At 37.9% G+C, this 21,266-nt stretch carries 18 protein-coding genes and 1 other RNA gene; 9 read left to right on the top strand and 10 right to left on the bottom strand.

What is annotated here, in order from left to right; translation table 11 throughout:
- Position 1: 1 nt before the first annotated feature.
- Positions 2-871 (bottom strand): 50S ribosomal protein L11 methyltransferase, encoded by an 870-nt coding sequence (locus tag ACFIKQ_RS06625; RefSeq protein ID WP_375656165.1) that lies wholly within the window; start codon positions 869-871, stop codon positions 2-4.
- A gap of 27 nt (positions 872-898) precedes the next feature.
- A complete protein-coding gene (locus ACFIKQ_RS06620; protein WP_015856628.1) occupies positions 899-1,480 on the bottom strand; it encodes an SCO family protein in 582 nt (193 codons plus the stop codon).
- Between the two features lie 136 nt (positions 1,481-1,616).
- Here ACFIKQ_RS06620 and ACFIKQ_RS06615 point away from each other — a divergent pair, with 136 nt between their 5' ends.
- Positions 1,617-2,246 (top strand): chloramphenicol acetyltransferase, encoded by a 630-nt coding sequence (locus tag ACFIKQ_RS06615; RefSeq protein WP_375656164.1) that lies wholly within the window; start codon positions 1,617-1,619, stop codon positions 2,244-2,246.
- A gap of 55 nt (positions 2,247-2,301) precedes the next feature.
- Here ACFIKQ_RS06615 and ACFIKQ_RS06610 read toward each other — a convergent pair whose 3' ends face one another.
- From ACFIKQ_RS06610 to ssrA, 5 genes are all read right to left on the bottom strand, one after another.
- A complete protein-coding gene (locus ACFIKQ_RS06610; RefSeq protein WP_375656163.1) occupies positions 2,302-4,641 on the bottom strand; it encodes an ATP-dependent helicase in 2,340 nt (779 codons plus the stop codon).
- Between the two features lie 121 nt (positions 4,642-4,762).
- Positions 4,763-5,014 carry a ribbon-helix-helix domain-containing protein gene (locus tag ACFIKQ_RS06605; protein WP_273788067.1) on the bottom strand — a complete coding sequence of 84 codons (252 nt, stop codon included), beginning with the start codon at positions 5,012-5,014 and terminating at the stop codon, positions 4,763-4,765.
- A gap of 10 nt (positions 5,015-5,024) precedes the next feature.
- Complete coding sequence (locus tag ACFIKQ_RS06600) at positions 5,025-5,207, bottom strand: DUF4169 family protein (RefSeq protein WP_375647248.1); 183 nt, start codon at positions 5,205-5,207, stop codon at positions 5,025-5,027.
- A gap of 8 nt (positions 5,208-5,215) precedes the next feature.
- Positions 5,216-5,761 carry an SspB family protein gene (locus ACFIKQ_RS06595; RefSeq protein ID WP_375656162.1) on the bottom strand — a complete coding sequence of 182 codons (546 nt, stop codon included), beginning with the start codon at positions 5,759-5,761 and terminating at the stop codon, positions 5,216-5,218.
- 181 nt (positions 5,762-5,942) lie between these two features.
- Positions 5,943-6,299, bottom strand: a transfer-messenger RNA (tmRNA) gene (gene ssrA / locus ACFIKQ_RS06590).
- 97 nt (positions 6,300-6,396) lie between these two features.
- On the opposite strand from ssrA, the gene ACFIKQ_RS06585 reads away from it, so the two are divergent.
- Positions 6,397-6,702: a DUF2853 family protein gene (locus ACFIKQ_RS06585; protein WP_015856622.1), complete on the top strand. Its 306-nt coding sequence runs from the start codon at positions 6,397-6,399 to the stop codon at positions 6,700-6,702.
- A 75-nt stretch (positions 6,703-6,777) separates the two neighbouring features.
- On the opposite strand, the gene ACFIKQ_RS06580 is transcribed toward ACFIKQ_RS06585, so the two are convergent.
- From ACFIKQ_RS06580 to ACFIKQ_RS06570, 3 genes are all read right to left on the bottom strand, one after another.
- Positions 6,778-8,085: an MFS family transporter gene (locus tag ACFIKQ_RS06580; RefSeq protein WP_375656161.1), complete on the bottom strand. Its 1,308-nt coding sequence runs from the start codon at positions 8,083-8,085 to the stop codon at positions 6,778-6,780.
- A 677-nt stretch (positions 8,086-8,762) separates the two neighbouring features.
- Positions 8,763-10,073 carry an MFS family transporter gene (locus ACFIKQ_RS06575; RefSeq protein ID WP_375656160.1) on the bottom strand — a complete coding sequence of 437 codons (1,311 nt, stop codon included), beginning with the start codon at positions 10,071-10,073 and terminating at the stop codon, positions 8,763-8,765.
- 601 nt (positions 10,074-10,674) lie between these two features.
- Complete coding sequence (locus ACFIKQ_RS06570; RefSeq protein ID WP_375636179.1) at positions 10,675-11,982, bottom strand: MFS family transporter; 1,308 nt, start codon at positions 11,980-11,982, stop codon at positions 10,675-10,677.
- 194 nt (positions 11,983-12,176) lie between these two features.
- On the opposite strand from ACFIKQ_RS06570, the gene ACFIKQ_RS06565 reads away from it, so the two are divergent.
- From ACFIKQ_RS06565 to ACFIKQ_RS06535, 7 genes are all read left to right on the top strand, one after another.
- Positions 12,177-12,971 carry a thymidylate synthase gene (locus ACFIKQ_RS06565; RefSeq protein WP_015856618.1) on the top strand — a complete coding sequence of 265 codons (795 nt, stop codon included), beginning with the start codon at positions 12,177-12,179 and terminating at the stop codon, positions 12,969-12,971.
- Positions 12,968-13,477 carry a dihydrofolate reductase gene (locus tag ACFIKQ_RS06560; protein WP_375636180.1) on the top strand — a complete coding sequence of 170 codons (510 nt, stop codon included), beginning with the start codon at positions 12,968-12,970 and terminating at the stop codon, positions 13,475-13,477. The genes ACFIKQ_RS06565 and ACFIKQ_RS06560 overlap by 4 nt, the downstream gene beginning before the upstream one ends.
- Before the next feature lie 112 nt (positions 13,478-13,589).
- Positions 13,590-14,735: an FtsH protease activity modulator HflK gene (gene hflK / locus ACFIKQ_RS06555; RefSeq protein ID WP_375636181.1), complete on the top strand. Its 1,146-nt coding sequence runs from the start codon at positions 13,590-13,592 to the stop codon at positions 14,733-14,735.
- Between the two features lie 2 nt (positions 14,736-14,737).
- The gene (gene hflC / locus ACFIKQ_RS06550) at positions 14,738-15,673 is read left to right on the top strand and encodes a protease modulator HflC (protein ID WP_375636182.1); all 936 of its coding nucleotides are present in this window, start codon (positions 14,738-14,740) and stop codon (positions 15,671-15,673) included.
- 133 nt (positions 15,674-15,806) lie between these two features.
- A complete protein-coding gene (locus ACFIKQ_RS06545) occupies positions 15,807-17,333 on the top strand; it encodes a Do family serine endopeptidase (protein WP_375636183.1) in 1,527 nt (508 codons plus the stop codon).
- Positions 17,334-18,272: 939 nt separating this feature from the next.
- Entirely contained in the window at positions 18,273-19,145 is an 873-nt protein-coding gene (gene miaA / locus ACFIKQ_RS06540) for a tRNA (adenosine(37)-N6)-dimethylallyltransferase MiaA (protein ID WP_375656159.1), read from the top strand.
- A 268-nt stretch (positions 19,146-19,413) separates the two neighbouring features.
- Positions 19,414-21,213, top strand: coding sequence for an acetolactate synthase 3 large subunit (locus ACFIKQ_RS06535; RefSeq protein WP_375636185.1), 1,800 nt, complete (start codon positions 19,414-19,416; stop codon positions 21,211-21,213).
- The last annotated feature ends 53 nt before the right edge of the window (positions 21,214-21,266 follow it).

Genomic DNA, 21,266 nt, shown 5'->3' with positions numbered 1-21,266 from the left:
TTTATTTCAGATGTATCGTAACCCATCCTTGACGGTGGTATGTTTCAATGTGTTTCAGCCCTTGTTTTACATAAGCCTTTAAAACATCTGCATGTTGTTCTTCAAGAATTCCAGAGAGTATCAGTGATCCACCTTTTTGGAGTGCCTTTACCATTTCTTGTGCAAGTGCGATAAGAGGATTGGCAAGGATATTGGCAACAATAAGATCAAAGGGAGCACGTGAAGCAATTTCATCATGGGCAAAATCTGTTGCTGTGACAGCTGTGATATATTTTTTTACGCCATTGAGCTGGATATTGTGTTGTGTAACTTGAATAGCGATTGGATCAATATCAGATGCAAGTATAGCAATAGGTTTGAGCATTGCGATGCCGATGGCGAGTACCCCACTGCCGGTACCAAGATCAAGTGCATTTTGGGGATTTTCATGTTCCATCACTTTGGCAATCATTTCTAAACAACCAGCTGTTGTTCCATGATGTCCGGTGCCAAAAGCTTGATTTGCTTCAATTTCAATAGGAAGAACATTGGCTGGAATGGCGTTTCGGTTGTGACTTCCATGAAGAAAAAAAGGACCGGCTTGCACAGGTTTTAGTCCTTCTAGGCTTTTTTGTACCCAATCAATGTTGGGTAAAATTTCACTGTTAATTTTATTAGGATCTATAGAAAGGATTTGGGCAAAACGTTTCGAAATATGCTCGTAGTTTTCTTGGTCTACATAGAGTGAAAGTTCATATACAGCATTTTGTTCATCTATCTCTGTAAGAGCAAGAGGATAACCTTCTTCGTCAAAGGCTGTGTCTATAAGGGTATAGAACCGTTCTGCTTCATTTTTAGAAGCAGTATAATAGAGGCGAATTTGTTGCGACATGCTGTTCTTTCTTTTGATCGGCTTTTTTTAGTTTAAGATGAGTTTTTTTAACCGTTCAATGGCGATTTCATCTTTTAATTCGCTATCGCTTTCTTTCGTGTCATAACGGATAACGCCAGCTAATTTTCCACCTTTTTTGAGTAAAAAAATTGCTGCTGTATGGTTATATGTATAGTTTCCATCTGTTCCAGGGACTTTTTCAGCAACGATGTTAAAGGAATTGACCATTTTATGAACTTTATCAGGATCTCCACTGATACCCATGATTTTATTGTTAAAATTACTGAGATATTCATGGAGCACTTCTGGTGTATCACGTTCAGGGTCAACAGTAACAAACCATATGCCTAATTTATCGGCATTGGGTCCAAGGGCTGTAAGCCATCGATCAAGATTCATCAATGTCGTAGGGCAGATTTCAGGACACATAGTGAAACCGAAAAAAACTATTGAAGGCTTGCTTCGAATATCAGCCTCAGTGATATTTTTTCCATTAGAATCAGTGAGTGTAAAATTATCACCTAAAGGCTTATTTGTCAGCGCATCATAAATAAAAATACCTGCAAGAAATATGATTGTCAGCCCCAAGATGCGTATTACATTTTTCATAGTTTGACTCTCTTAGATAGATCAAGAAATTGTAACATCGGCAGGTTTGTTTTGCAATCTCTGTTTCATGGTTGATTTTATTGGCTTGATTGGTATGTCTTTCCATATCTATTGATGAAACATTGGTGAGGGATGCATGAATATTGAGAACGATCTTCGATTTCATGAAAGTGAGCCTCGTATCCATACGACAGCACGGCTGCATGGTTGTAAATTAGGGCGCTATGTGGAAATTAATGAGCGGGTGATTTTACGGGATGTAACCGTTGGAGATTTTTCTTATTTAGAACGTAATAGTGAGGCTATTTATAGCGATATTGGGCGTTTTTGTTCTATTGCATCTCATGTACGGATGAATGCGTTGGAGCATCCTATGGAGCGCGTTTCAACGCATAAAATAACCTATCGTCCAAACGAATATTTTCGTTATATGGCTCTTGATCGTTCTTTTCGCGAAAGGCGTTGTGCAAAACGTGTTATTATTGGGCATGATGTGTGGATTGGATATGGCGCGGTTATTATGCCTAGGGTGACAGTTGGACATGGAGCAATTATTGGTGCTAACGCTGTTATAACGAAAGATGTTATGCCTTATGCGGTTGTCGCTGGTGTTCCTGCTAAACGGTTGCGGATGCGTTTTCCCAATCATGTCATAGAATGCCTTTTGGAGATGGCTTGGTGGGATTGGTCGCTTGATAAAATTTACGATGCATTGCCTGATATGCAAAATTTACCCATTGAAGTTTTTGTTCGCAAATGGAAATGATAATCAGAATAAACAAAATGGTCTCTTGCAAAAACTGATCGTGGTTTGCTTTTAGTTAAGCTTTGTTGACAAAATTATCCAGTACACGCTTTTCTCCGGCTTTTTCAAACATTATTGTCAATTTATGATCGTCTATTGCTGTAATATGACCATAACCAAATTTTATGTGAAAAATCCGATCATTGATGGAAAAATCTGATGATGCATGAGAGATTGATTGAGCGATAATTTTCCCTTCAATCGTCTTGTTTTTTTGTGCATGCTTTTGTCTTGCTGTTGCATAGCCAGTATAACAGGAATCGTGATTTTGAAAGGAAGATTTTCCATAACCACCATAAGATGTTTCCATTGCTATGGCTTCTATATGTTCTGCTGGTAATTCATCTAGAAAGCGGGAGGGAAGAGTAGATTGCCAAAGTCCATGAATTCTACGATTAGATACAAACCATATATGCAGGTGTTTTTTTGCTCTTGTGAGTCCAACATAAGCAAGACGCCGTTCTTCTTCTAATCCTGAACGTCCACCTTCATCTAATGAGCGCTGATGGGGAAAAAGTCCTTCTTCCCAGCCAGGAAGAAAAACTGTTTCAAATTCAAGTCCTTTGGCTGAATGAAGTGTCATGATGTTGACTGCATCGGTATTTTCATTGTTTTCAGCATCCATAACGAGTGCAACATGTTCCAAAAAACTTTGAAGATTTTCAAATTGTTCCATGGAACGGATCATTTCTTTAAGATTTTCTAGTCGTGTAGGAGCCTCTGGTGAGCGATCTTCTAACCACATGGTTGTATAACCAGAATCATCAAGGATAATCTCGGCAAGTTCTTTATGAGGAGTATCTTGAAGCATATTTTGCCAGCGGCGGAAGTTTTCAATAAGGCTTCGTAACGCACTGCGTGCCTTAGGCTTTAACTCATCTGTTTCAATGATGTCAGCGGCTGCAGAAAAGAGAGGAACAGCACGTGCTCGCGCACTCTCATAAAGAATGCGCAGGGTTGCATCGCCTATGCCGCGTTTCGGTGTATTAATAACACGCTCAAAAGCTAAATCATCAGCAGGTTGGACAACAACGCGTAAATAAGCCATAGCATCACGTATTTCCATTCGTTCATAAAAACGAGGACCACCAATGACGCGGTAGTTAAGACCAAGCGTTACAAAGCGATCTTCAAATTCACGCATTTGGAATGATGCACGCACCAATATAGCCATATGATTTAATGCATGACCTGTTTGGTGTGCTTGTTCAATTTCTTCTCCGATGGCACGGGCCTCTTCTTGCGAATCCCATGCTGAATGAATTTTTACTTTTTCTTCCTCACTCTTTATTTGTGCAGAAAAAAGGACTTTGCCCAGTCTTTCTTCATTATGAGCAATGAGATGGGAGGCGGTTTTAAGAATATGGGATGTTGAGCGATAATTACGTTCTAGACGAATAATTTTGGCAGAAGGAAAATCTTTTTCAAAACGTAATATATTCTCGACTTTTGCACCACGCCATCCATAAATGGATTGATCATCATCGCCAACACAACAAAGATTAACATGTTGACCTTGGGGATGTTGTGCCAAAAGGCGAAGCCAAAGATATTGTGCTGTATTTGTATCTTGGTATTCATCGACAAGAATATAGCGAAATTGAGAATGGTATTCGCGAAGAATATCTGGATTATGTTGGAAGATAGAGATAGAATGAAGCAGAAGATCACCAAAATCACAAGCATTAAGATCTTTTAATCGATTTTGATAACTGTGATAAAGTTTGCGTCCCATGCCGTTGCCAAAGGAATGAGCATCACTTTTTGAGATATGTTCTGGTGAAAGTCCTTGATTTTTCCAAGAATCAATCATCATGGCAAGGTTTCGTGCGGGCCAACGCTTATCGTCTAGTCCCTCAGCTTGAATAAGCTGTTTTAAAAGTCGAAGAACATCATCGCTATCGAGAATTGTAAAGTTTCTTTTTAAACCAACAAGCTCTGCGTGACGGCGTAAAATTTTAGCACCAGTGGAGTGAAAAGTTCCAAGCCAAGGCATACTTTCAACAACTCCTCCAATAAGTTCACCAATACGTATTTTCATTTCACGTGCTGCTTTGTTGGTGAAAGTAACAGCAAGTATTTGCTGAGGAGAGGCAAGCCCAGAGCGTAAAATATGAGAAATACGGGTTGTTAAAACGCGCGTTTTTCCTGTACCAGCACCTGCAAGAACTAAAAGAGGTCCCTCAGTATTCATAACAGCTTGTTGCTGTTCTGGATTGAGTTGTTTTAAATAGTCTGTGTTATATGATTTTTGTTCTTTTAGAGTATGGGAGGAAAAACCAGAGCTCTTTTTATCATGGTCTGGAGGGGAATCTTCTTCAAAGAAAGGTATGTTGTGATCAGAAAAATTACTCATTATATCTCTTTTGTAGTCTTTTTTTCATTGAAGTTCTAGATTAAAAAAACTTCTCTAAAAAAAGTCACAACAGATTCAGTTGAATAAACAAAAAGAGAACGTAAAAAAATAAGCATAAACATTAAAGGCGTTGGGTGAGAACGCTTTGAAGGGCATAAACGCGTAAAGAAGCCGAAAGATTGACTTGTTGTGGTCTTTTGCTATCAATATCAGTGATAATAAAGGCTAAAGATTGTCCTTTTTTGCGGGCTATATCTTTTAGAATATCTAAAAATGGCGGTTCTAAAGAGACGCTTGTTGCGTGCCCATCAACGCGAACAGATATTTTTCGTGGAATGACTTTTGACCAATCGATAGAATTATTTTCGTGCATTTTTCCACCTTTATTCGTCGTTTCGTAAACGATTTTGATCAAGAAATTTTTGCGTTTTTAAAGATTTTTGTTGCTCAAAAATTTTTTCAGTTTTTGTTCGTCCAAAACGATAACGATTTTGCTCAGCACGAAGAGATTTTTCTGTACGTTTTTTTTGTTTTCGAAATTGGCGAAGATTAATCAATTCAGTCATGAGAAAAATTATTTTTTCCGAAAAGAATCTAAAGAGACAACATCAGCACTTTGTTTTGTATCGTTATTTGAAGATTCTTTATTTGTACTGAAATTTTGTTCTTTTGTAAGCGTATTTTCTTTTTTTTGTGTGTTTGATAAGGTAATGGGCGTAGTTGAGGTATTTTCTGAATTTTCACTTTCTCCAGAGGTAAGATTTGAGGGTAGATCAAATGCTGCTTCAAATGCTGCTACAGGATCATAAAAGACCTGAATGGAAGTAAAAGGAATTACGAGCTTTTCGGTTATTTCCCTGAAGGAGAGGGTTACTTCGAAAGCTGTTTCTGAAACACTGAGATCTCTAAACTGATGTTGTAAGACGATTGTCATTTGCTCAGGATAGCGATTTTTTAGCCGAGGAGAAATTTTAACGCCTGGGGCATTCGTCAAAAAAGTTATAAAAAAATGATGATTTCCCGGAAGACCTGCTTTGCTAACTTCCGATAAAACTTTACGGATAACTCCACGAAGCGCATCCTGAACGAGAATATCGTAACGGATTTGATCTTTAACCATCGAAGTTTATTCCTTTTATTTCACGTAGCAGAATGGAGCGTATTGATGTTGTGTGATAGAATATATTTTAAAATTAGCAGTATTTTGTCTACGATGCACCTCAATAAATCGAATAAAAACGAAACTCTATGGTGAATAATGTCTGATAATGTCTGAAAGATCAATCAATAACATTTAAAAAAGTGAAGGCTTCTGTTGCCAGGTGCCTCCGAACCCCGCTTAAACCTGCGACGGTTTAAGACTTAAATTGAAACATTCGCACTGCATTAAGCAGCGAGACGTGCTTCCGCATAGTTGTCATTTGCAACTACTCATTTAGTCCGATAACGGTGGTACTATGCCGAGTAAAAGAGCAATCTTTACGCCCTTGTCGATCCTATTTCGCCCCCACCAAAATATAACTTTGGTCTCTTATATTTTGGTGGAGGCGCCGGGTACTGCCCCCGGGTCCAATGAGTTTATTTCATTGTCCATTTATTACCATAGCTGGTAAACCAGCTCCTTAAATATAGATGAAGAACAGTCTTAGGAAAAGGGGGGGTTGTTAATATTTTTAATCCTCTAATTATTTATGGAGCTATATGATGCGGCTGTAAAGTATAGGCCGCTCATTTTTGGAGAGGAGATGATGCAAAATGACCAATAATCTAGCAGATATTAAACTATATGATTCAAACCCCGATGAAGCAGCAGTAGAACGGCTTAGCCGTCGTTTAGCTTTGGTGATGAAAAAGCAGGATGCAGCGCTTGTTGCTACATCGGATCCAAAAGAGTTAGAACGCGTTGAAAAATGGGTTCAAGATGTATTAGGCGCGGATGAGCAGAGGGCTAAAATGGCTGTGTCAAAAGTTGCAGAAATGATGTCTGGAGATCGCAGAAAAAGTCGTATGACTTTCTATTATTTGGTAGCCAAACAATTAAACGCACTTGATAAAATTTAAACAATTTTAAAATTCAATTTTGCTCAATAAAAAAAGCCCAAAATTCTTTGGGCTTTTTTGTTTAGCATCGAAGGTTTAATCGGTTTCGTTTTCTTGAAGATATCCTCCTTTGCTCATATCCGGTATAAAGAGGGTGGCAATGAATGCAATGATCATTACGCCGATTACGTAAAAATAAAACAGTGATTCATGTCCTATATTTTTTAATCCAAGTGCTACGTATTCGGCAGAACCACCAAATAATGCATTGCCAATAGCATGAGAGAGACCAACTCCCAGTGCTCGTACTGAAGAGGGAAACATTGCTGATTTTACGACACCAGAGATGGATGTATACATGCTCATAATACAGAGTATTCCAATAATGGCTGATAGCGCAATCCATGGATTATGTGCGTGACCGATTATAAGAAGTCCAGGAATTGTAAAGAGAGTAGAGAGTGCACTCCAAAGGATAAGTAAAGTTCTTGTCCCAATTTTATCAGCTAGGATACCAAATATGGGTTGGAGTAATATAAAAATAAAGAGTGCCGCGGTCATTACAGTTGTAGCGGTATGTTTATCAAAACCGGTAGTTGTGATCAGATATTTCTGCATATAAGTCGTACAAGTGTAAAATGTGAGAGATCCTCCAGAGGCGAAGAGAACAATCACAAAAAATGCTTTTGTGTGTTTGCTTAGAAGTTCTTTAAGACTCCCAGTGTGTTTTTGAGAGCGGCTTTCTTTGGTGGTTGTTTCATGAAGTGAACGACGTAGATAAAGTACGACGAATGCTCCCAATCCACCAATAGCAAATGGAATACGCCAGCCCCATGTTCTTAATTGGTCTTCCGTTAGATAAAGTGCCAGAATAAATATAATAAAACTGGCTAAAAGTTGACCAGTAATAAGCGTACCAGATTGGAAAGAAGCGAAGAGACCGCGGTGTTTTTTAAGGGAAATTTCGCTTATATAAGTTGCAGCTGTACCATATTCACCACCTGCTGAAAGTCCCTGCATCATACGGATTAGGAGAAGAAGAATTGCTGCAGTTCTCCCTAAAGTTTCATAAGTGGGAAGTATGGCAATGAGAAAAGAGCCCCCACACATCATAAGAATAGATATGAGCATCGAGTTTTTTCGTCCATAACGATCAGCAATAAAGCCAAAAAGCCAACTTCCAATTGGGCGCATAAGAAAACCAATAAAGAAGATTCCTGCAGTTTTAAAAAATTGGGTAACAACATCGCCATCTGAAGGGAAAAATTGTGGTGCAAAGTAAATAGAAGCAAATGAGTAAACGTAAAAATCATACCACTCTACTAGATTTCCTGATGCGCTAGATATGATAGCGAAGATACGTTTTCTTGTATCATGTTGTACTAAAGTTGTTTCATTTTTCATGAAGTGCTCCCCTTTTAAATTTATAGTTGATATTTTCTAACCATAATTGTTTATGATTTCCAGAAAAATTCAATTGTATAAATGATTATTTTTATGAAAAATATTTAAAATAAAATACTTTTTCAATTTTAAATTATTTATTCTATAGTATAAATAGTTTTATTAATTAATATAAATAATAAAAATCGTTTTAATAAATTTATAATTAAATATAATATTATTCTTTATAAGAATTAAGTAAGTTTTTATTATATTTAAATACCTTTAAGTTCATGAAAATTTGTTAAATGTAAATTACATCAATAGATTTATACATTTTTTGTAATTTAAATATTTTGTAAAATGCTGTTTTATTCTTTTATTAAATAATTTTATTCATAGCATTAACTCTGTTTCTGAGTTGCAAGAGGTATCGTTATGAGGACGAGATATAAAAGGGTAGAAATGAAAAAATCTTATGGTATTTGGGTTTCTCAATTGAGATACAAAATGATAAACAACCATTACAAATCAATATGTTATGGAAGTAATATCTGTATGTCATAGAAAATATTCGATGACTTTCCATTATTGAGAGTAAGATAATGAAATGGGTTTCATAAATAAAAATTAAGTTTTTGTGTAAATAATGATAAAAAAAAGCCCATTTTCTTGGGCTTTTTTTCCGAAAAATAAGTTTAATGAAGTTTATCGTCTTTATCGAGATATCCTCCTTTATCTATATCGGGCATAAGGAGAATAGAGATGAGTGCAATGACCATCATACCAACTATGTAAAAAAAGAAAACAGATTCGTATCCCATATTTTTTAATCCAAGCGCTACATATTCAGCAGAACCGCCAAATAGTGCATTCCCAATGGCAAAAGCAAATCCAACACCAATTGCGCGGATTGAGGCTGGGAACAATTCTGCTTTTATGATACCAGCAATGGACGTATAAAAACTCATAACACAGAGTATTCCAATGATGATTAAGAGTGCTGCCCATGCATTATGGGCATTCCCAATCATTTTAAGTACAGGAATGGTGCAGATAATGGATAAGGTACTCCAACTAATGAGTGAAGCTCTTGCTCCAATTTTATCGGCTATGAAACCAAAAAGGGGTTGGAGTAGCACAAAAATAAAGAGGGCGGCAGTCATTATCGTTGTTGCGGTTTGTTTATCAAAACCCGTGGTTGTGATCAGATATTTTTGCATATAAGTGGTGTATGTATAAAATGTGAGTGATCCACCAGCTGTAAAGCCAACAACCAAAAAGAAAGCTTTTTTATGATTGCGAAAAAGTTCTCTAAGACTACCAGCATGTTGTTCAGAGCGGCTTTTGTGGGTTGTTGTTTCATGGAGCAAACTACGCAGATAAATTGCAACAATTGCTCCAAAGCCACCAATGACAAAAGGAATACGCCAGCCCCATGCTTTTAACTGATCTTCAGTAAGGTAAAGGGATAAAATAAATATTATAAAACTTGCGAGAAGTTGACCTGTGATCGTTGTTGCATATTGAAAAGAAGCAAAGAGACCACGACGATTTTTTGGTGCAACTTCGCTCATATAAGTTGCTGCTGTACCATATTCACCGCCAACGGAAAGTCCTTGAAACATGCGGACTAAAAGGAGGAGAAATGCTGCTGTTATTCCCAAGGTTTTATAAGTGGGAAGTATGGCAATGAGAAAAGAGCCCCCACACATCATAAAAACAGAAATAAGCATTGAGCGTTTACGTCCATAACGATCCGCAATGAATCCAAAGAGCCATGCTCCAATTGGACGCATAAGAAAGCCAATAAAAAAGATTCCTGCAGTTTTTAACAGTTGTGTAACGATATCTTCATCTTCAGGAAAAAATTGTGATGCAAAATAAACCGATGCAAAGGAGTAAGCATAAAAGTCGTACCATTCTACTAGATTCCCTGATGCACTGGATATGATAGCGAAGATACGTTTCCTTGTATCATGTGGATCTAAAGTTGTTTGATTATTCATGAAGTATTCCCCTTTTAGATCGATAACTTTTCTTCTCTTTAAGGTTGTTTACAGTTTAAGCCATAAAAATTCAATTATATTGCGATGTTTCTTAAAAAAAAGGGGGGGGAAACAGCTTATTTTTATGATGTTTGCAGTTTTTTTTGTCATAGAACAAAACGGTGCTCATATTTATAGGAAGGTATGTTTTGATTTTTATTGTATCTTTAACGGTATCATTGATTATTCAGATCAGAAAGGGGTGTTGAGAGAGGATTGATTGGTGATAATAGATGCGGTTTAATTTCCATTATTAGACAAATAAGGAAACGATGTTTTGCTTATTTTTGATAAAGAAAAGAGGATCTTAATTAAAACAGATCTGATGTTTTTAAAGCTAAGTATACTGGATTTATTGGGATCATGAAAAATATACGGTCATGACATGGGATAATTTATTCATCATGGTTCATATCAAAGAAGAGGACATTGCTCCTTTATGATACGAGAGATGTTTATGCTATGAAAGGCGTGTCTATAATAAGTTGTAAATATTGATTTTACAGTATTATCATAATCAAGAAGCCCGAAAAATCGGGATTCTTGATTTAGTTTAGAAAATTTAATGGATACTATCACCTTGAAGATAACCCTCTTTCCGGGCATCGGGCATTAAGAGAACAGAAATGAATGCAATAATCATCATGCCGGTTATATAAAAATAGAAGACAGATTCATATCCAAGATCTTTTAATCCAAGCGCGACATATTCAGCAGAACCGCCAAACAGTGCGTTGGCAATAGCATAAGAGAGCCCAACTCCTATTGCTCGTACTGAAGCGGGAAACATTTCTGATTTTACAATGCCAGAGATGGACGTGTAAAAGCTCATAATGCAGAGCATTCCAATAATGACTGATAAAGCAATCCATGTATTATCAGTACTACCAATCACATTAAGTCCAGGAATGGTAAAGATAATGGATAAGACACTCCAAATAAGGAGTGAAGTTCTTGTTCCAATTTTATCAGCCATAAAACCAAATGCAGGTTGAAGTAACATGAAAACAAAGAGTGCAGCAGTCATCACAGTTGTGGCTGTATGTTTATCAAAGCCGGTGGTTGTAATCAGATATTTCTGCATGTAAGTCGTATAGGTGTAGAATGTGAGCGATCCTCCAGCGGTAAAGCCGATAACTAGAAAAAAAGCTTTTCGGTGGTTGCTTAGAAGTCCTCTAATACTACCAGCTTGTGCACTAGAACGACTTTCTTTGGTCGTTGTCTCATGGAGCGTGCGGCGTAGATAAATCGCAACAATTGCTCCTAGTCCACCAATGGCAAATGGAATACGCCAACCCCATGCTTTTAGCTGATCTTCAGTGAGATAAAGCGCTAAAATGAATATAACAAGACTGGCTAGAAGCTGACCACCAATCAGTGTGGTGTATTGGAAAGAGCTAAAAAATCCTCGGCGATTTTTGAGGGCGATTTCGCTCATATAAGTTGCTGTTGTACCATATTCACCACCGACAGAAAGCCCCTGAAGCATTCTGAGTAAAAGTAAAAGAATTCCTGCTGCTACTCCAATGGTTTCATAGGTAGGAAGTAGGGCGATTAAGAACGAACCACCACACATCATAAAAACAGAGATAAGCATTGAGCGTTTGCGTCCGTAACGATCGGCAATGAAGCCAAAAAGCCATCCGCCGATTGGGCGCATAAGAAAACCAATAGCAAAGACACCAGCAGCCATTAAAAGTTGCGTAACGACATTGCCTTCTGAGGGAAAAAATTGTGATGCAAAGTAAATGGATGTAAAGGAATAAACATAAAAGTCATACCATTCTACTAGATTACCTGATGCACTGGACACGATAGCCCAGATACGTTTTCTTGTATCATGTGGTGCTAAAGTTGGTTCATTCTCCATAAATTTATCCCTTTTATGATCATACCTAACTTGTTTCTTTTAAAATTTATTTACGATTTGATTCATCAAAATGCAATCGTATAATAATGATTTCCTATAAAAGATGTTTGGGAGGAGGATTTTTTTGAATTGTATTTTTATAAATTTTGAAGTTTATATTTTCTGTAACGTTAAGAATCAACCATAATATTTATATGAAAATCTATCTTGATCTTTTATCGCATGTTTTAAATAACGGCATTGATCGTACAGATCGAACCGGTGTGGGGACACGATCAATTTTTGGGTATCAAATGCGGTTTGATTTGCAGGCTGGCTTTCCTCTGTTAACAACGAAGAAATTGCATTTGCGCTCGATCATTTATGAGCTTTTGTGGTTTTTGAGAGGTGATACAAATATTGCATGGTTGAAGGAACATGGTGTGTCAATTTGGGATGAGTGGGCTGATGAGAAAGGGAACCTTGGTCCTATTTATGGTTATCAGTGGCGCTCTTGGCCTGCTCCCGATGGACGGCATATTGATCAAATCAGTCATCTTTTGACGATGATTAAAGAAACGCCTGATTCTCGTCGCTTAATTGTATCTGCTTGGAACCCCGCACTGATAGAGGAGATGGCTTTGCCTCCTTGTCATTGTTTTTTTCAATTTTATGTTGCTGATGGGAAGCTATCCTGTCAGCTTTATCAGCGTTCAGCAGATATTTTCTTAGGTGTTCCGTTTAATATTGCTTCCTATGCGTTGTTGACGATGATGATTGCCCAAGTAAGTGGACTTAAAGCAGGAGACTTTATTCATACTCTGGGTGACGCTCATCTTTATTCTAACCATTTTGAACAGGCAAGATACCAGTTGTCTCGTATACCAAATGCTTTGCCGTTGATGCTTATAAATTCAGCGGTAACAGATCTTTTTTCTTTTAAATTTGAGGATTTTGAATTGCTTAATTATGAAGCGCAGCCACATATTAAGGCACCGGTAGCAGTATGACTTTTCCAGTTTGTTTAATTGCAGCTGTTGCAGAAAATGGTGTTATAGGTCGTGAAGGTGCGATGCCTTGGCATTTATCCACGGATTTGCAACGCTTTAAAGCTTTGACTTTTGGTAACCCCATTATTATGGGGCGAAAAACATGGGATTCTCTTGGGCGTCCTTTACTAGGGCGTACAAATATTGTTATTACCCGTAATTGTGTATTCACGGCTGAAGGCGCTGTTATTGCTCATTCTTTGTCGCAAGCCTGTTCGATTGCAAAAAGTGTGGCTTCTCAAAATGGTGCAGATGCAGTTTTTATTATTGGGGGTGGTGAAATTTTTCAACAAGGGTTGCATATGGCTGATAAAATATTCCTTACAGAAGTTTTAGCTTCTATAGAAGGTGATAGTTTTTTTCCTGTTTTTGATAAAGAAAAATGGACTATTGTAGAAACACAAGATATTCCAAAAGGAGAAAAAGATAGTCATCCGACACGTTTTGTGGTTTATGAACGAAAATAATCATAAGTGAAAAGAACCTGTCAGTTGTATTGTAATGAGATAAGATAATCCCTATAAGATCCAATTGAATGGTTGGTATTTGAATGAATGGTAGTCAGTTAAAGAGGTGATAATGCCCTGGACAAATCAAAATGGTGGTGGCCCGTGGAGTGGCGATAAAAACAAGAACAGTGGTGACAAAAAAACATCGACTAAGAATCTTTTTGGTTCTGGTGGCAATAATGGGGGCGGAAATGGTCCCAATTTTGATGATATTTTGCGTAAAGGGAAGGATCAGTTTAAACAATTTAGTAGAGGGGGAATTGTTGTTTTGTTCCTTCTGCTTGCTGTGTGTTTTTTGCTCTATCAATCACTTTATATCGTCCAACAAAATGAGCAAGCAGTGGAATTGCGTTTTGGTGTGCCTAAGGCGGGAATTATCGGGGATGGATTGCATTTTCACTTTTGGCCAATTGAGACCTATATGAAAGTGCCTTTAACTGAAAAAACAATTGCAATTGGTGGACAGACTGGACAGAGACAACAAAGTGAAGGTTTGATGCTGTCTAGTGATCAAAATATTGTTAATGTCAATTTTTCTGTTTACTATCGCATTTCACATCCAGGACAATTTTTATTCAATGTGAATGATCAAGAAGGGACAGTTCGTCAGGTTGCTGAAAGTGCAATGCGCGAGGTTATTGGTTCCAGACCTGTTGATGATGTTTTACGCGATAAAAAAGAGGAAGTTGCTAACGATGTGCGAAAGATTACCCAGTTGACTGTCGATAAATATCAACTCGGTGTCGAAATAAGCCGTGTATCGATTAGTGAAGCTGCTCCTCCGACAAAGGTTGCTGCTGCGTTTAATTCTGTTCAGCAGGCAGAGCAGGAACGTGGACGAATGATTGAAGAAGGAAATCGTGTGCGTTTTACGAAGATTGGTTTAGCAAATGGTGAAGCTTCACGTACACGGGAAATCGCAAAAGGTGAAAAAGCACAAATGGTTGAAGAGGCACGCGGGCGTGCTGAACGTTTTCAGGCTATAGCCCGTGAGGCGGCAATATCACCAGAGGCTGCGCGTTATCGTCTTTATATGGAAACGATGGGGCGTATTTTCTCTTCACCAAATAAATTGGTTCTTGATCAAATTAATTCTCCAGCGGTGCCTTATCTTCCTTTGAACGAATTGCTGGGTAACAATTTATCAGAAAAAGCAAAAGCGAAATCAGCACGTTCGACATCGCTCTTGGATGCTCATATTTCTGGAGGACGCTAATAATGCAGCAGTCTCGTTTTTTGTTTATTTTTAGTACCATAATGTTTCTTTTGATCATTTTGTGGATGTCACTTTTTATTGTCTATCCTCGTCAACAAGTGGCAATTAAGCGTTTTGGTCAAATCGTTAAGGTCGAGTCTAATCCTGGAATTTATTCGAAAATGCCCTTTGTGGATAAGATGATTGTGGTGGATAATCGCTTGTTGCGTTATGATGTTCCTACGCAATCGGTACAAGTTCGTGGGGGTGCTTATTACGAAGTGGATGCGTTCTTTATTTATCGTATTACGGATCCTAAATTGTTTTTACAGCGTATTGCTTCAGGGCGTCCGCAAATTGCGGCACGTGAAAATCTTGCACCACGGTTTATTGACGCTTTGCGTGCTGTTTATGGTAAGCGAGAATTTAAAGCTGCCTTATCGGATGAACGAGGCGCAATGATGGCTGAGGTGCAACGGCAATTTTCTATAGATGCAGGTTCGCTGGGTATTACGATTGTTGATGTGCGTATTCGAAAAACCGATTTAACGGATGCTGTTTCAGAAGATGTTTATCGACAAATGGCTGCTGAACGGGAGGCTGTTGCGGAAAATATCCGGGCTCGTGGTCAACAAGAACGAGATCGTATTGTGGCAGAAGCAAATCGTGAATATGAGGAAATTGTGGCAGCCGCAAAGCGTGATGCTGAAATTACTCGCGGTGAAGGACAAGCCGAAAGTATTCGCATTTTATTAAATGCGCGGGAAGCTAATCCATCTTTTTACGATTTTTGGTTAGCGATGGAACAGTATAAGAATTTAGAAAGAGTTTCGATGGTCATTTCACCAAATGAGGATTTCTTTTTTTATTTTCAAAATCCCCTGCAAGTAAAGAAAAAGCTTTCATCAACAATGAGTCCTAGTTTGAGCAAAACTGATTCAAAGTCTGGTGGAGAATAGATGTATACTATTTCATATGAGAAGTATGCTCTATAGCTGCTTTTTTATGATGCATGTAAGAGAGTGTTGAGCCATACTGATTTTGCATAATAAGTTGAGTAAGGCTCTTTGCAGCTTTGGTTAAAGGCATGTCATGGATAGAAGTATCGTGAGTAGAAATACGTTTTTGAAGTCTTTTATCACAAGAGTTGTTTTGTGTGTGATTTTGTTTTTATCAGGATCAGTGAATTTGTCTTGGGGCGCAGAGACAAACAAGACATTGCTTTCTGTTCCTGATTTAGCTTCTGAGCTTTTGGAGACGGTTGTGAATATTTCTACGGCACAGACTGTTGAAGGAACCGAACAGGATGAAAATACTTCGGTACCCGTTATTCCCAAAGATTCATTGCTGGAGGAATATTTTAATGATTTTTTTACACCCAAAGATGGTCAAAAAAATAGTCAATTTCAAAAGGTGCGTTCTTTGGGGTCTGGTTTTGTGATTGATGCGCAAAAAGGGATTATTGTTACAAATTATCATGTTATTGTTGATGCTGATGATATTGAAGTTAATTTTACAGATGGTACAAAACTCAAGGCGAAGCTTCTTGGCAAGGATAGCAAAACTGATTTGGCACTACTTCAAGTGGATGCGGGACGTAAAAAATTAAAAGCTGTGCGTTTTGGTGACTCAGAAAAAGCACGTATTGGTGACTGGGTTATGGCTATTGGTAATCCTTATGGTTTTGGTGGAAGTGTAACGGTTGGTATTATTTCTGCACGTAACCGTGATCTTAATGCTGGTCCCTATGATAATTTTATTCAAACAGATGCAGCAATTAATCGGGGCAATTCTGGTGGTCCGTTATTTGATAGAAATGGTGAAGTCATTGGCATTAATACAGCAATTGTTTCACCTTCTGGAGGATCTATCGGTATTGGGTTTGCTATTCCATCAGATATGGCCCTTTCTGTTATTAGTCAATTGCGTGATTTTGGAGAAATAAGGCGTGGTTGGTTAGCTATTCGTATTCAGCCGGTGACTGAGGATATTGCAAAAAGTTTAAAATTGGACAATGCGGTAGGAGCATTGGTGGCTGGTAAAATAGAACAGACGGAAGAAAATAATGTAGATAATAGCCAGTTACAAACTGGAGATGTTATTCTTTTCTTTGGCAATGCAAAAATTAAGCATGCACGTGATTTGCCGCGTTTAGTGGCGGAAAGTCCGGAAGGAAAAGTGGTAGATGTTACCGTTTTACGGGATGGACAAGAAAAAACAGTAAAAGTTAAGCTTGGACGTTTGATTGAAACAGATGCAAATGAAGATATAGAAGAAGAAGTTGATGATAAAAAAGATAATGATCTGTCGAAAAGCGTGACAATGCAATTTATGGGAATGACGCTATCTGAATTGACAGAGGATTTGCGTCATCGTTATTCAATTTCAGATAAACTTCGAGGACTAGTGGTAACATCTGTTGCACAAAATAGCGCAGCGGATAAAAAGCGTATTCGCGTTGGTGAAGTCATTATTGATATCAATCAGAGTGCTATCACAACAATCGATGAAGCTAAAAAACGGATTCATAAATTACGTGAAGCCGGACGCAAAAATGCTCTATTCATCGTAGCGCGTCCAGATGGAGAGTTACGGTTCGTAACGCTTCTAATGGATTGATACCCCAATAGATTGAGGCTTAAAAATTAATTTTTTGTTTTTTATCAGCCTTGGTATATGGGCTATTTTGTAGCTCAGCCATGTGATGTTCAATATTTTTCAAGCTCATTTCACGACAAAGAGCATGGATTGTATAACATAAAATCCGTTGGGCAGTTCTATTTTTGCATTAAATAAAAGTATAAGTTGGTACCATAATAGATTTGCTAGTTCCCAATATTGCAACAGCCTAGGCTTTGAAATGCTGCATAAGAGATCACTGTCTTGTGTTTAAGTCAATTTTTATCTCTGCTTTTGATGCACAAGTGAATGGTATTGATATGGCACTTTATGAGAAGGATAAAAATGAGAAAATCTTATGATATTGGGAGCTCTTATTCAGATTGCAAAACGCTCAACTATTATAAATAAAGGGTGCAATTATTATTATAAATAATGTTTTATCTAGTGAGACTTTTAGCACTTTGTGATTGTACTTTGTGTGCTATAGAGAACGTTTTTTTTCACTTCAGTTTGAAAAAAGTTATCCTAGAGAAAAATTATATTAGACTAAATTAGTTATATATATTTATACCTTTCTTGGTGATGGATGAAAAAATAGTTATAAAAAAGAGAGCGTGAAGAAGACAATTTCTGAATCTCTTATTATAAACCGGAGTAGCATGTTGTTTTTATAGGAAAAAAATAAAGCTGTCTGATTGTATAGGTTAAGCTCAGTATTATTTTGATAAATGATGACAAAGAATATGTTTATTTTTAATGGACTAACGGACAGAATGATTATGGATGTAGTTTATTATTGAATTATGATAGCAAAAATGCTTGGAAATTTCTTTGGTGTTGTTATTAAGTCCATTTTTTCTTTTTTTATAAGTTTCATAGGGGCTTTGGGGGGGCTGTGTGTTGCAATAAGTTATTGATTGGGAGAAATTGCTATTCATGACACAGAGAACAGTTACATTAATAGCGGGGCCTACTGCAAGTGGTAAGTCAGCGCTTGCTTTACAAATGGCTCAAGAAAAAAATGCTCTCATCGTTAATACTGATTCAATGCAGGTTTATGATGTTTTAAATATTTTAACAGCACGGCCTACGGAGGCTGATATTGCGATTGTTCCACACTATCTCTATGGCTATGTGAGTCCTACTTTGAATTATTCAGTAGGGCAATGGTTGTGTGATGTCGAGAAGCTATTGGCAACTTTTTCTTTAAGATCGGTTATTTTTGTTGGTGGAACAGGGCTTTATTTTCGTGCTCTTTTAGAAGGGCTTTCGGAAATACCTCATATTCCAGATGCTGTACGGCAGAAATGGCGACTTCGGCTTGATAAAGAGGGAGCTGAAAGCCTTTACCGCCAATTGTTGCAAGTTGATGCTGTTCTTGCTGAGAAAATTTCTTCGCAAGATGGTCAACGTATTGTTCGTGCTTTAGAAGTTTATGAGGCAACTGGTAAGAAGCTCAGTTGGTGGCAGAAGAAAAAAACGCTTCCTCTGATTTCGTCAGATTGTGCAGAAAAAATTCTTCTTATGCCACCACGTCCTCTGCTTTATGAACGTATTCATAAACGTTTGGATTCTATGATTGAAAGAGGAGCTTTAGAAGAGGTGATGATCATGAAGAATCTTAAGCTTTTCCCTTCATTACCAGCAATGAAGGCTATTGGTATACCTGAATTTATAGCTTATTTGGATGGATATAGAAGCTTTGAGAATGCTCTTGAAGCGGTGAAAATACAAACGAGGAGATATGCAAAAAGACAAATGACATGGTTTCGTAATCAATTTGATGAAGAATGGATGCTTACTTTTTGATAAAAGAGCTAGAGCTTTGTAAAGAAACTTTCGAAAGATAAAAGATAATTCGTGAAAAAGAATTTTTTAGAAAATAGAATTTTTTATTGACGAATGGTATCAATGGAATTAGAAATCTTTCTACAAGGAAATTTTTATATATTTTATACGTTGGAATAATGGGGGTGATCATACAGTGTGTGTTGTGTAATGGGCTCCTTTGGGGTCTTTTTTTATGGGCTCCGTTAGGGGCTTTTTTATTGTCCTATCAAGTAGGTGAGTGGGAAAAATGAGAAATGATCCAAGAAAGCAAGAGAGTGCAGATGGAAAAATAATGTCGGGGGCTGAAATAGTGGTTCAGGCTCTTATAGATCAAGGGGTTAAACATATTTTTGGTTACCCTGGTGGGGCTGTTCTGCCTATTTTTGATGTTCTCTATCACCAAGATACACTCCAGCATATTTTGGTGCGCCATGAACAAGCTGCAGGGCATGCTGCTGAAGGTTATGCACGCAGTACTGGAAAGGTAGGTGTTATGCTTGTGACTTCTGGTCCAGGCGCAACGAATGCTGTTACACCTTTGCAAGATGCTCTTATGGATTCTATACCTCTTGTTTGTTTTTCTGGTCAGGTAGCGACAACGATCATTGGAACAAATGGCTTTCAAGAAGCTGATACGGTTGGAATTACAAAGCCCTGTACGAAGCGTAATTGGCTGGTTAAAAACGTCAATGATCTTGCGGCTATTATTCATGAAGCTTTTTCTCTTGCTCAATCAGGTCGTCCTGGACCGGTTTTGATTGATATTCCTAAGGATGTTCAATTTGCTTCAGGAATTTATAGAGCGCCTCAAGTGCCGACATTTATGCATTCTTATTCAAAATCGAAAGGGAATGCGCAGGCTATTGAAGAGGCTGTTTCTCTCTTAGTAGAAGCAAAGCGTCCTGTTATTTATTCTGGTGGTGGTGTTATTTCATCGGGGATGGAAGCTGTAAAGCTTTTGCGCGATTTAGTTCAACTGGGTGATTTTCCGATTACATCAACACTCATGGGGCTTGGTGCTTATCCCGCTTCTGGCAAAAATTGGCTTGGAATGCTTGGGATGCATGGAACCTATGAAGCTAATATGGCCATGCATGATTGTGATGTCATGTTGGCTGTTGGAGCACGATTTGATGATCGTATCACAGGGCGATTGGATGCATTTGCACCTCATGCGCGTATTATTCATATTGATATTGATCCTTCTTCTATTAATAAGATCGTAAAAGCAGAAGTTCCACTTATTGGTGATGTGGCTTGTGTTTTAGGAGATATGACGCAACTCTTAAAGATACAGCAACCAGCGTTTAACAGTGAAGTCCGTGAGGCGTGGTGGACGCAAATTAATCGCTGGAGATCACGCAATTCATTGGCATATATGGAAAAAGAAGATGTTATCATGCCACAATATGCTCTTGAACGGCTTTATGCACTGACCAAAGATGCTCGTGCTTATATCACAACGGATGTCGGACAGCATCAGATGTGGGCAGCACAGTATTATCATTTTGATGAACCAAAACATTGGATGACTTCTGGTGGTCTTGGAACGATGGGGTATGGTCTTCCGGCGGCTATAGGTGTTCAAATAGCCCATCCTGATGCGCTTGTTGTGTGTATTTCTGGTGATGCTTCCATTCAGATGAATATTCAAGAACTTGCAACAGCTATTCAGCATGGCACACCTGTAAAAATTTTCATTTTAAATAATCAGTATATGGGGATGGTTCGCCAGTGGCAGCAATTGCTGCATGGTAATCGTCTTTCTCATTCTTATACGGAATCTATGCCTGACTTTGTGAAATTGGCACAAGCTTATGGAGCCGTGGGAATTCATTGTTCAAAACCCGATGAACTTGATGATAAAATTCAGCAGATGATTGACAGTGATAAGCCTGTTCTTTTTGATTGTCGTGTTTATCATTTAGAAAATTGTTTTCCTATGATCCCATCAGGATGTGCCCATAATGAGATGTTATTACCCGATGAGGCAAGCGAGGAAGCTGTTGCAAATGCTGTTTCTTCCGAGGGAAAGATTCTTGTATAAAATTAATATGTTAACAAAATAGTGAAAGATGGTGATGATGAAGTCTTTGAATT

The organism is Bartonella sp. MR63HLJHH (assembly GCF_042194155.1).
Lineage (GTDB): Bacteria > Pseudomonadota > Alphaproteobacteria > Rhizobiales > Rhizobiaceae > Bartonella > Bartonella grahamii.
This window is presented reverse-complemented; position numbering and strand designations above follow the sequence as displayed.